This window comes from Colwellia sp. MB02u-14, from assembly GCF_014076915.1.
In the GTDB taxonomy this organism is placed as follows: Bacteria; Pseudomonadota; Gammaproteobacteria; order Enterobacterales; family Alteromonadaceae; genus Colwellia_A.
In genome coordinates, this window is sequence record NZ_JACGUX010000080.1 from 60211 (window position 1) to 72093 (window position 11883).

Consider the following 11883-nt stretch of genomic DNA (forward strand, 5'->3'; position numbering starts at 1 on the left):
GCCATCGGCTCAAATATAAACGTTACAAAAGCTTTAAGCGCTAAAAGTTAACTAATGAACCTTCACTCTGAGGATAAACAATGAATTTGAAGAAAAAATATAACATTCTCGCTGTGGATGATGCTAAAGATACCCTCATGCTTTTAGAATTTGATTTAGCTGAAGTCGGTTATGAAGTGTTTACCGCAGAATCGGGTGAACTCGCCTTGGCTGTTTTAGAAGAACAAGCCATTGATCTTATTTTATTAGATATGTATATGCCTGGTCTTTCAGGATTAGCCGTGCTGAAGAAAGTAAAGGCTCACCCTTTATTTATGAAAACACCCGTGATCATGCTATCGGCTTCAGATGATGAAGATAAAATTGTTGATGCACTAGAATCTGGCGCTGACGACTACGTAACTAAACCTTATATTCCAAAAGTTTTGTTAGCTAGAATCAAAACGTCTATTCGGCTTTTAGAAAAGACCTTAGAACTAGAGTCTCTTGCTAAAACAGACTTCTTAACGGGGATTAATAATAGATGTGCTTTTGAAAATTTAGCCAGTAAAGCGATTAGCCAAGCAAAGCGTACCAACCTGCCGTATGTTATGGCGATGCTTGATATTGATTTTTTTAAGGCCGTTAATGACAATTATGGTCATGATGCTGGCGATAAAGTATTAATTCAATTTACCCATATTCTTTGTGAATGCTTTCGAGAATACGATATTATTGGCCGAGTTGGTGGTGAAGAATTTGCTGTGTTCATGCCAAATATTACTGTAAAAAATGCTTTTGCTGCCTGTGAACGCTTTAGACTCTCGATACAAAATAATAAAATATCTACTGATGATAACAATGATGAAAAAATATCAGTAACTGTAAGTATTGGTTTATCATTGAGAAAAAACGCTGAAATGAGCTTAGAAGAGTTGTTCAAACAGTCTGATCTTAGCTTATATCAAGCGAAGAAAAATGGGCGTAATCAAACTAAGATTAATGAAGAGATAAAGACTGTAATGCTTGACGATTCTTGTGAAATATTACAAAGTACATCAGAAGATAAATACCCAGGTATAGATTTTCAGGTGGGTGTTGGTAATGTATTGGGTGATGAAGAACTTTTTTCTGAAATATTAGTGATGTTTTATGAAGACCATTTCAATGATGGTGATAAAATTCAACAGGCGATCACCAGTGAAGATCAACCTGCCTGTAAACATTTAGTGCATACTTTAAAAGGGGTTTCATGCTCTTTAGGAGCTATGCGGTTGTTTGAGTTGACCAAAGCATTAGATGGTGCAATAAGTGTGGAAGACAAAGCAAGCTATCAGCAACTTTATCAACCTGTTGCTTTGGAACTAGTTAAAATAGTCGCGGGCATTAAGGTTAAATTAGCGGATAAACTTTAATCTTTGAAACGATAAAAGTACCTGAATTCTCAAATTAAATGTTTCTTGATGAAGGTACCATTGAACATTATTATTCGTCGCTCTTTCAATCACTCAACAATAAGTTTAATATCACTCTTGGGTACGCAGCAACAAGAGAGTACTTCACCTTCACCAATAAAAGCTAATGGCTCGCCCTGAGGGTATGAAATATCGCCTTCAACTAACGTAACTCGACAAGCACCACAAAACCCATCACGACAATGATAATGCACTTCTACATTGGCATTCTCTAAGCATTCAAGCAAACTTTTGTCATTTGCTTGAAATTTAATAGTTTTATTATCGACACTGATATTATAAAGTGTTGTATCTACCGGTTTTTTTTTGTGTGAAGCTAAACAATCATTAGCACTTTTCATTTTTAAAAGACTTAAGCACTCAATGTGCTAATGATGTTATAAGAAAGCATGATAGTAGGTTCTTTATTTAAAGGTTAAAGTCATTAAAGATCGAATCCGTCAAAATCATCACTTGAAACAGAAGAGTCAACCTGACCAACTAAGTAACTTGATATCTCAGTTTCTTGTGGGGCGACCTGAACATTGTCTGATACCAAATATGCATTCATCCATGGCAGTGGGTTGCTCTTAATGTCAAATGGTGCGTCAAAACCAATAGCGGTTAGACGTTGATTACTGATGTATTCAATATATTGATTTAAGATCGCTGCATTTAAGCCAATCATCGAACCATCTTTGAATAGATACTGTGCCCATTCTTTCTCTTGCTCAACCACATCAAGAAATATCTGTAACCCTTGCTCTTTCATTTCTTGTGCAATGACCTGCATTTCAGGGTCATCTCTACCAGATAGCCAGTTGTTTAAAATATGCTGGGTACCAGTTAAATGCAAAGCCTCATCACGGGCAATAAGCTTGATGATTTTAGCATTACCTTCTAATAATTCACGCTCGGCAAAAGCAAATGAACAGGCAAAGCTAACATAAAAGCGAATAGCTTCTAAGGCATTAACCGAACAAACAGCAAGATATAAGCGCTCTTTAAGCTTGCGCGTTGATACTTCAATTATTTCACCATCGACTTCATACGAACCTTCTCCTTGTGACTGAAGTAGCTGTGTGGTGATGATCACGGCATCAAAGTATTTAGAAATACTTGACGCACGCTTTAATATGGCAGGATTAACAACGATGTCATCAAATATTTCACTCGGGTCTGAAAACAGATTCCGTAAAATATGTGTATACGAGCGCGAATGAATCGTCTCACTGAACGCCCATGTTTCTACCCAAGTTTCTACTTCGGGTAAAGAAACAAGAGGTAAAAACATCGCATTCACCGAGCGTGCTGCCATAGAATCAAGTAATGTTTGATATTTTAGGTTTGAAATAAAGATATGTTTTTCTGAAGGCGTTAAACTCTGCCAATCAGAGCGGTCTTTTGAGACATCTATTTCTTCGGGACGCCAAAAAAATGATAACTGTTTTTCAATAAGCTTTTCAAAAGCAATAAAACGTTGCTGATCATATCGTGACACATTGACACTGTTCCCTAAAAACATTGGCTCGAGTAGCGCATTATTAGGAACTTGGTTAAACGTAGTGTAGGACATCTATTTCTCCTTGATAACACGCATGATGGTCGAGGCTTGTTATCGAAATTTACTTTTTAAAATGATTTTTATTACTGAACATGCCAGCAGCTTCATTGCTAAATAAGCAATGAAGCTTGCTTTTTGTGCACGTAACTATATTTTACACGCGCCGCCTTCACAGTCTTCTTCTAATCCAAGCATATCTTCAGAGGCACCATCGCGTGTATTATGGTAATACATGGTTTTAACGCCTAATTTATAAGCGGTCAGTATATCTTTAAGGATTTGCTTAACAGGCACTTTTCCACCTTCAAATCGGGCAGGGTCGTAATTAGTATTTGCAGAAATTGTTTGATCAATAAATTTCTGCATGATGCCTACTAATTGTAAATAGCCTTCATTGCTTGGAATATTCCAAAGTAATTCATAGTTATGCTTTAATCTTTGGTACTCAGGTACCACTTGTTTTAAAACACCATCTTTACTTGCTTTGATGCTGATCAAACCACGTGGTGGTTCAATACCGTTTGTTGCATTTGAAATTTGTGAAGAGGTTTCTGATGGCATTAACGCTGAAACAGTTGAGTTTCTCACGCCATGTTTTTTAATGCTCTCACGTAAACCTTCCCAGTCAAGGTGAAGAGGTTCGCCGGTAATATCGTCGATGGTCTTTTTATAAGTATCAATCGGTAAAATACCTTGCGATAAGCGTGTCTCATTAAACTTAGGACAAGCCCCTTTTTCTTTCGCTAATTCATTTGAAGCTTTCAACAAATTAAATTGTATCGCTTCAAAAGTACGGTGAGTCAAATTGTTTGCACTACCGTTTGAGTAAAAGACGCCATTTTTAGCTAAGTAGTAAGCATAGTTTATTACGCCTATACCTAATGTTCTGCGACCTATAGTGGCATTGTATGCAGCTGGCATTGGATAGTTTTGATAATCAAGTAAACTATCGAGTGCTCGAACCGCTAAATCTGATAATCCTTCTAATTCATCTAAACTTTCTATTGCACCTAAGTTAAAGGCTGACAAGGTACAAAGTGCTATTTCGCCGTTTGGATCATTGATGTCATTCATTGGCTGTGTTGGCAGCGCGATTTCTAAACACAAGTTACTTTGACGAATAGGCGCTTGTTTAGGGTCAAAGGGACTATGCGTATTACAGTGGTCAACATTTTGTAAATAAATTCGACCTGTGCTGGCGCGCTCTTGAGCAAACAAAGTAAATAACTCAATGGCTTTAATACATTTTTTACGAATTGAGTCATCAGCTTCATATTTTACATACAAGGCTTCAAATTTATCTTGGTCTTCAAAAAATGCATCGTAAAGACCAGGAACATCGCTCGGGCTAAAGAGAGTAATAGACTCACCTTTAATTAAACGAGTGTACATAAGCTTATTGAATTGCACACCATAATCTAAATGACGAACACGATTCTCTTCTACACCACGATTATTTTTAAGGACCAGTAAGCTTTCAACTTCTAAGTGCCAAAGTGGGTAGAATAATGTTGCTGCACCACCTCGAACTCCGCCTTGTGAACAACTTTTAACAGCCGTTTGAAAATGTTTGAAAAACGGTATACAACCGGTATGAAATGCTTCACCGTTACGTATTGAACTACCTAAAGCACGAATACGGCCCGCATTAATACCAATACCTGCTCGTTGTGAAACATATTTGACAATAGAGCTAGAAGCCGCGTTTATTGAGTCTAAACTGTCACCACATTCAATTAATACACACGATGAAAATTGACGCGTAGGCGTACGTACCCCAGCCATAATAGGTGTAGGTAGCGATATTTTGAAGGTTGAAATAGCGTTATAAAAACCTTTAACATATTTTAAACGCGTTTCAACAGGGTATTTAGCAAATAAACAAGCGGCCACTAAGATATATAAAAACTGAGCACTTTCGTAAATTTCACCCGTTACCCGGTTTTGAACAAGGTATTTACCTTCTAACTGTTTGACTGCGGCGTAACTAAAGTCTAAATCACGAGGATGAACAAGAAATCTCTCCATTTGTTCAAATTCTGCTTCGTTGTAATCAGTTAGAAGATGTTCATCATATTTACCCTTTTCTACCATATTGACAACATGGGTAAATAATTTAGGCGGTTCAAATTGGCCGTAGGCTTTCTTGCGTAAGTGAAAAATAGCTAAGCGTGCTGATAAATACTGATAATCAGGTGTTTCTTCTGAGATAAGGTCAGCGGCAGCTTTAATAATCGTTTCATGAATATCAGCAGTTTTAATGCCGTCATAGAATTGAATATGAGACTTTAATTCAACCTGTGACACTGACACGTTATCAAGGCCTTCAGCAGCCCAAGTGATAACTTTATGAATTTTTTCTAAATCGATGAGTTCTTTTTTGCCATTACGCTTACTTACAAAAAGATTATTAGTCATGAAAAACCTGTAATTTATTAATTATGCTGGTCGCTTTATTTACCTAACGTTGTTAATTAGAAGCACGTTAAGTGAACACTTATCAGTATTATATTTCCCCTAAAATATAGAACAGCACAAAAATTCGTCTGAACAACAAATACACTATATGTAGGGGTTTTCTAAAAACTGATCACAAGATAATGAGGTTTGGTTGTTTTTGCAAGTGATAAAAAGCAGAGTTTTTAATAACTTTCCTTAGAGTGAAATTTCAGTTAGTAACGACTAACTTAGTAGTGCTTTTTATTTTTGATATTACAAAAACGCAACGTTTATTTTAATTAATTTTTATTGATAAATTTTTTTTAAAATAAATTTCATCTCTGCTCACTACATTTGTAAGATAAAAGTTAATTGTCAACAAAAACAGTGAGTTGCTTTTTTTTGAACAAGAAGGACACTAAATGAACGATATCGCTGCTGTTATGGTTTTTCATCATATTCCCATAACAGGTTGTATAATCTTTACACGTTAATGAATACACCAATAAAAACGTTGAGGTAAAGTTGTTCACCTTTTAGCTACTTTATAATAAAGACAAGTAGGTAAGGTGATATTCTCATTTAGTCAGTGTATTTATTGTTTCTTGGTTTTGTTTTGGCTGGTGAAATATTCTTTTAAAAAATTAAGGAGTAGTCTGAGTTTTTTAGAGTTGGCTGTACCAGGTGGGAATACGCCATAAACATTGATATCGCTGAGCGCATAGTCATCCATTACCGTTTCTAAGGTACCTGCTTTTATTTTTGGCCATGCATCGTAAGTTGGGATACGGCCTAAACCATGTCCTGCCTCAACAAAGGCAGTACGTGCTGCTGCATTATTGGTACTTATACTACCTTTCATGGTAACACTGAACGAACGGCTGCCCTTCGTTAGGGTTAATACCCCAGATGTTAATTTGTAAATTACCCATTGATGGTCACTTAAATCTGCAGGTTTAGTGGGCCGGCCAAATTGAAGGAAGTATTCAGGAGCGCCACAAAGGCAAGTTTCTAATGTTGCAAGCTTACTGGCTTGCAAACCAGAATCAGGTAAGGGTGCACCCCGAATGGCCAAATCGATCCCTTCTTTCATAATATTAACAACTTCATCTGTTAGCATGACATCAAGTGCAATTTTAGGGTAAATTTTCTTAAACTCGTTGAGTGCAGGAACAACTGTTTGTAAACCAACGTTTACTGGGCACGTTATTTTAAGGAGTCCAATGGGTTCATTTTTGAAGTTTTCAATTTGTTGGTTGGCTGCGCTGGCTTGCTCGGCAATAACGCGGCAGCGTTCATAATATGCTTGGCCTGCTTCAGTAAGGTTAATAGAACGTGTAGAGCGATTAAGTAGCTTTACCTCGAGTTGTGCTTCAAGCTTTTTTAGATGATAACTCACTACTGCTCGAGATAACCCTAAATGTTTAGCTGCAGCACTTAGGCTACCTTGCTCTATGACTTGCGCAAAAACAACCATACTTTTAAGCTGTTCAAATGAAATATCCATAATATGACCTAGTAATTAAAAACACATGGCTAATTGCTTACTTAATCATCATTGTATCAATAATTGATACAATGATGTCAATTTTATCTGCATTGTTCATTTTTGTTCTTAGGCATATACTACGGGCATAGAAAATAGAAACACACTCAACTTATACTCACTTACTTATAAATGGATGAATGATAATGACTAAAAAAATATTGATGGTACTTACTTCACACGATGAACTTGGTAACACAGGCCAAAAAACAGGTTTTTGGGTTGAAGAATTTGCAGCCCCGTATTACGCTTTTATCGATGCGGGTGTTGAAGTAACACTGGCGACCCCTAAAGGTGGTCAAGCACCTATTGACCCAACAAGTACACTCGAAGATTTTCAAACCTCGGCTACAGACCGTTATGACGCAGACAATGAAGCGCAAGCTAAAATTGCTGCAACAGTAAAATTGTCTTCAATTAACGAAGCTGACTTTGATGCTGTTTTTTATCCAGGTGGTCATGGTCCATTATGGGATCTTACTGATAATACTGACTCAATCAATTTGATTGAGAGTTTTCTCAAAGCAGATAAAGCCGTTGCTACTGTTTGTCACGCCAGTGCAGCTTTATTGAATGTTAAAGAAGCCTCAGGTGATTTTGCCATAAAAGGTAAAGCAGTGACTGGTTTTACTAACAGCGAAGAAGAAGCTGTTCAATTAACAGAAGTTGTACCTTTCTTACTCGAAGATGAACTCATTAAGCGTGGCGGTGAGTACCAAAAGGCGCAAGACTGGCATGCCTTTGCTGTACAAGATGGCCTTATTATTACCGGTCAAAATCCAGCAAGCTCTGCATTAGCGGCTGAGAAATTACTGGCTCATCTTACTGCATAAATTCGTCGAACAGACAACTCGGTTAGCTAACCTGTTTAGCTAATCGACTTAATTCTTTACGCTTAAGGACATATAAATGTTAAATTTTAATTTTCAAAACCCAACTAAAATTAATTTTGGCCCAGAAGAAATTAAAACAATTTCAAAAGAAATACCATTAGACGCAAGAGTATTGATTGTTTACGGTGGTGGTTCAATCAAAGGCAATGGTGTTTATCAACAAGTCATTGATGCGCTTAAAGAACATACTTACTTTGAATTTTCAGGTATTGAACCTAACCCCACCTACGATACTTTAATGAAAGCGCAAACTATTATTAAAGCTGAAAAAATTGATTATTTACTTGCCGTTGGTGGTGGCTCTGTAGTTGATGGCGCTAAATTTATTGCTGCAGCTGCATTATTTGAGGGTGATGACCCTTGGGACATTCTCGCTAAACAGCAAACGTTCACTAAAGCACTACCTATTGGCGCGGTATTAACCTTACCTGCAACAGGCTCTGAGAGTAATGGCAATTCTGTAGTAACACGTAATGGCAACAAGCTGCCTTTCTCTAGTCCTTTAGTCCGCCCTTTGTTCGCTGTACTCGATCCCGGTGTGACATTGTCATTATCTGATCGTCAAATTGGTAATGGTGTTGTTGACGCTTTTGTTCATACCATTGAGCAATACTTAACTTATAATGTTAATGGCAAAGTGCAAGACCGTTTTAGTGAAGGTTTATTACAAACCTTGATTGAAGAGGGACCCAAAGCACTAGCTCCAGAAACTAAAGATGACCTAGATGTTAGAGCTAATATCATGTGGTCGGCTACTATGGCGTTAAATGGGCTGATCGGCGCGGGTGTTCCACAAGATTGGTCGACACATATGATAGGCCATGAATTAACGGGAGCCTTTGGTATTGACCACGCACGTACCTTGTCTATCGTGTTACCTGCCGTAATGAAAGTCCGTCGTGAGCAAAAACGTGAAAAATTACTTCAATATGCATCACGCGTTTGGCAGATAAATGAAGGCGATGATAATACGCGTATTGATCAAGCTATTCGTTTAACTGAACAGTTTTTTGAGAAAATGCAAGTACCAACGCGTTTATCCGACGTAAACCTTGGTAGCAGTGATCTTGATTTACTGGTTGAACGATTAGCACAACATGGTATGACAGCACTGGGTGAAAAAGGCGATATTACCTTAGACATAAGCCGCGAAATTTTAACTCAAGCACTGTAAGTATAACGGTGCGTTGTTTAATTAAAAATATCCACGCACCGCTTTATCTATCACACAGGCTAACTTCAGATTTAGCCTGTTTTAACCACACTTTCTTTATCGCTTCTTTGCCCCTTTATAATAGGAATTAATATGACTCAAACAACGGATATCAATCGCCAAATGACTTTGGCATCGCGTCCTTTTGGCGCACCTACAGCTGAAAATTTTAGCCTTGTGCGCAGCGAAAAACCTACACCTAACGCAGGTGAAGTATTGCTTCGTACTGTGTTTCTTTCACTTGACCCTTATATGCGCGGGCGAATGAGTGATGCTAAGTCTTATGCAGACCCTGTTGGATTAAATGACGTAATGGTTGGTGGTAGTGTTTGTCGAGTAGAGGAATCAAACCATAACGATTACAAAAAAGGTGATTGGGTTGTCGCTTTTGGTGGTTGGCAAGATTATAGCGTTATAAATGGCAGTGAATTACTTAAACTTGATAACAATATGGCTGAACCTTCACATGCCTTAGGTGTGCTAGGCATGCCAGGGTTAACTGCTTATATGGGCTTACTTGATATTGGTCAGCCAAAAGCAGGTGATACAGTCGTTGTTGCTGCGGCAACAGGTGCTGTTGGCAGTCTAGTGGGCCAAATTTCCAAATTAAAAGGCTGTAAAGTTATAGGCATTGCGGGTGGCGAGACTAAGTGTAAATATGCGGTTGAAACATTAGGCTTTGATGATTGTTTAGATCATAAAAGCGATAACCTAGCCGAGCAATTAGCAACCGCTTGCTCATCAGGCATTGATGTTTACTTTGAAAACGTTGGTGGAAAAGTCTTCGACGCAGTTATGCCACTATTAAATAGTTGTGCACGCGTGCCTGTGTGTGGTTTGATTTCTCAGTACAATGCAACTGAATTACCCAGTGGACCCGACAGACTTTCGTTATTAATGGGCACACTTCTTGTTAAGCGTATTAAGATGCAAGGTTTTATCGTTTTTGATGATTATGGCCATCGTTACAACGAGTTTAGTGAGCAAATGGTGAAATGGTTAATAGCTGGCGAGATAAAGCATAAAGAACACCGAGTTGAAGGCCTTGAAAACACGGTAAGTGCTTTTATTGGCTTATTGAAAGGCGAGAACTTTGGCAAGTTGGTGGTACGTGTTGGTCCAGATCATCTTGATTAACAAACGTTACGCTGCCAAGCTCATTACGTTATCAATACGTTAATGTAGCTGAACCGAATAAAAGCCACTTTAACAGTGGCTTTTTATTAATGTATCGGTAACTCACTTGATAATTTACTGGTTAAACGGTTAATTCCATCGATATGTTATTTAATAAACGATAATACGGCTAATGGCGTTTCAGCATGATAGTCTGCTTGCCAGTTTTTACAATCCTCACCCGCTAAGATATAACCCCACTTTGCGATAACCGTGGTTGTGTTTGCGCTATTTCCTGCTTCAATATCACGTAAAGCGTCACCTACATATAAACACTGTTCGCTGGGAACGCATATTTCTTCACAGGCTTTAAGGATTGGCTCTGGGTGTGGTTTTCTATTGACAAAAGTGTCGCCGCCAATAAGTGATAAGCATTTTTCGAACTCAGGGTAGTGGGGTAATAACTTTCGTGTTAAACCTTCTGGCTTGTTTGTTACAACCCCCCAAGGGATCTTCTGTTCGTTTAGCGTTGAAAGCAATTCAGTAACCCCAGGGTAAAGGCAAGTATGAACAGCAATGTTGTCTTCGTAAAAAGCTAAAAACTCTGCTCGCAACTGCTCGTAATCATAGGCATCTAAATCATCAGCAAAACCCAGTGTTAATAATCCCAAAGCACCATCAGAAGCGATTGGGCGATAAGCTTCACGAGCTACTTCCGCTAAGTTATACTTTCGAAGAACATAGTTAAGTGCTGCGCCTAAATCATTAGCGGTGTCTAGTAATGTTCCATCTAAATCAAATAATACGCCTGAAATTTTATTGTGCATCAACGAATACCTTTACTTAAATTTTTTGACAACAAAGAATGTAATTTACATCAAGAGATGAAATAAGCTTATGGTTTTCTGTAAGCGGGTTGTAATGAATACCCGCGGCATCAATACACTTAAGGTCAAATGATTCAGCCCATCCTATTAATGTAGCAGGGCGAATAAAACTGTTATGGTCGTGTGTACCCTTAGGCACTATCTTAAGTATTTTTTCTGCGGCAACGATAGCAAGCAAATAAGACTTTATTGACTTATTGAGTGTAGAAAAGAAGACATAACCACCTGGTTTTACCATTTGTGCACAAGCGCCAATGATTGAAGCAGGGTCAGGCACATGCTCAAGCATTTCCATACAGGTAACAATATCGTATGTTTGAGGTTGTTGATTCGCTTTTTCTTCAGCAGGAATTTTTTGATAATCAACGTTTAAACCACTTTCCAATGCGTGTAGTCTCGCTATATTTAATGGCTCTTCACCGAGGTCAATCCCAGTAACATCGCCACCAAGTTTGGCTAAACTCTCAACTAAAATACCCCCACCACAACCAACGTCAATGATTTTTTTGCCAAAAATGTCACCAACATGCTGACAAATAAATTGTCGGCGAAGCGGGTTTATTTGATGTAATGGCTTGAAGTCACCCTCAAGCTCCCACCACTGACTGGCGACCTTTTCAAATTTGGCGATTTCTTCTTCATTTACGTTAACAGTTTTATCGTTGATGGTTGTCGACATTACATTTTCATCATTTTAATCAATTATTACATGCAATTCTAAACTAAAGGCTAGGCTACGCCTAGTGCTGAAAGCCTAGTTTTTTGCCCTAGTTAAAAGCGCTTAAGTTATAG

At 38.1% G+C, this 11883-nt stretch carries 10 protein-coding genes; 4 read left to right on the forward strand and 6 right to left on the reverse strand.

Translation table 11 applies throughout. The features are described from left to right. The first annotated feature begins 80 nt into the window (after positions 1-80). Positions 81-1394, forward strand: a complete 1314-nt coding sequence (locus tag H4J52_RS13385; RefSeq protein WP_182224918.1) for a diguanylate cyclase — start codon at positions 81-83, stop codon at positions 1392-1394. 89 nt (positions 1395-1483) lie between these two features. Here the strand turns inward: H4J52_RS13385 and yfaE are convergent, their stop codons facing one another. The 4 genes from yfaE to H4J52_RS13405 form a co-directional block, all read right to left on the reverse strand. Further along, positions 1484-1795: a class I ribonucleotide reductase maintenance protein YfaE gene (gene yfaE, locus H4J52_RS13390; RefSeq protein ID WP_182181364.1), complete on the reverse strand. Its 312-nt coding sequence runs from the start codon at positions 1793-1795 to the stop codon at positions 1484-1486. 83 nt (positions 1796-1878) lie between these two features. After that, positions 1879-3009 carry a class Ia ribonucleoside-diphosphate reductase subunit beta gene (nrdB, locus tag H4J52_RS13395; RefSeq protein WP_182181363.1) on the reverse strand — a complete coding sequence of 377 codons (1131 nt, stop codon included), beginning with the start codon at positions 3007-3009 and terminating at the stop codon, positions 1879-1881. Between the two features lie 135 nt (positions 3010-3144). Continuing rightward, positions 3145-5415, reverse strand: coding sequence for a class 1a ribonucleoside-diphosphate reductase subunit alpha (gene nrdA, locus H4J52_RS13400; RefSeq protein WP_182181362.1), 2271 nt, complete (start codon positions 5413-5415; stop codon positions 3145-3147). A gap of 616 nt (positions 5416-6031) precedes the next feature. Continuing rightward, on the reverse strand, positions 6032-6943 hold the full coding sequence (locus H4J52_RS13405) for a LysR family transcriptional regulator (protein WP_182181361.1): 912 nt from the start codon (positions 6941-6943) through the stop codon (positions 6032-6034). A gap of 185 nt (positions 6944-7128) precedes the next feature. Between H4J52_RS13405 and H4J52_RS13410 the strand changes: the two genes are divergently transcribed. The 3 genes from H4J52_RS13410 to H4J52_RS13420 all read left to right on the forward strand — a co-directional run bounded on the left by H4J52_RS13410 (position 7129) and on the right by H4J52_RS13420 (position 10225). Then, positions 7129-7815 carry a type 1 glutamine amidotransferase domain-containing protein gene (locus H4J52_RS13410; RefSeq protein WP_182223807.1) on the forward strand — a complete coding sequence of 229 codons (687 nt, stop codon included), beginning with the start codon at positions 7129-7131 and terminating at the stop codon, positions 7813-7815. Positions 7816-7891: 76 nt separating this feature from the next. After that, entirely contained in the window at positions 7892-9049 is a 1158-nt protein-coding gene (locus tag H4J52_RS13415) for an iron-containing alcohol dehydrogenase (RefSeq protein ID WP_182181359.1), read from the forward strand. 132 nt (positions 9050-9181) lie between these two features. Beyond that, the gene (locus H4J52_RS13420; RefSeq protein WP_182181358.1) at positions 9182-10225 is read left to right on the forward strand and encodes an NADP-dependent oxidoreductase; all 1044 of its coding nucleotides are present in this window, start codon (positions 9182-9184) and stop codon (positions 10223-10225) included. A gap of 146 nt (positions 10226-10371) precedes the next feature. Here the strand turns inward: H4J52_RS13420 and H4J52_RS13425 are convergent, their stop codons facing one another. Both H4J52_RS13425 and ubiG read right to left on the reverse strand, forming a co-directional pair. After that, positions 10372-11031 carry an HAD family hydrolase gene (locus H4J52_RS13425; protein WP_182181357.1) on the reverse strand — a complete coding sequence of 220 codons (660 nt, stop codon included), beginning with the start codon at positions 11029-11031 and terminating at the stop codon, positions 10372-10374. 16 nt (positions 11032-11047) lie between these two features. After that, the gene (gene ubiG / locus H4J52_RS13430) at positions 11048-11770 is read right to left on the reverse strand and encodes a bifunctional 2-polyprenyl-6-hydroxyphenol methylase/3-demethylubiquinol 3-O-methyltransferase UbiG (protein WP_182181356.1); all 723 of its coding nucleotides are present in this window, start codon (positions 11768-11770) and stop codon (positions 11048-11050) included. Positions 11771-11883: the final 113 nt, after the last annotated feature.

Coding starts and splice junctions, on each gene's coding strand:
- H4J52_RS13385 (WP_182224918.1), top strand. CDS start 81: ATGAATTTGAAGAAAAAATATAACATTCTCGCTGTGGATGATGCTAAA.
- yfaE (WP_182181364.1), bottom strand. CDS start 1,795: ATGAAAAGTGCTAATGATTGTTTAGCTTCACACAAAAAAAAACCGGTA.
- nrdB (WP_182181363.1), bottom strand. CDS start 3,009: ATGTCCTACACTACGTTTAACCAAGTTCCTAATAATGCGCTACTCGAG.
- nrdA (WP_182181362.1), bottom strand. CDS start 5,415: ATGACTAATAATCTTTTTGTAAGTAAGCGTAATGGCAAAAAAGAACTC.
- H4J52_RS13405 (WP_182181361.1), bottom strand. CDS start 6,943: ATGGATATTTCATTTGAACAGCTTAAAAGTATGGTTGTTTTTGCGCAA.
- H4J52_RS13410 (WP_182223807.1), top strand. CDS start 7,129: ATGACTAAAAAAATATTGATGGTACTTACTTCACACGATGAACTTGGT.
- H4J52_RS13415 (WP_182181359.1), top strand. CDS start 7,892: ATGTTAAATTTTAATTTTCAAAACCCAACTAAAATTAATTTTGGCCCA.
- H4J52_RS13420 (WP_182181358.1), top strand. CDS start 9,182: ATGACTCAAACAACGGATATCAATCGCCAAATGACTTTGGCATCGCGT.
- H4J52_RS13425 (WP_182181357.1), bottom strand. CDS start 11,031: ATGCACAATAAAATTTCAGGCGTATTATTTGATTTAGATGGAACATTA.
- ubiG (WP_182181356.1), bottom strand. CDS start 11,770: ATGTCGACAACCATCAACGATAAAACTGTTAACGTAAATGAAGAAGAA.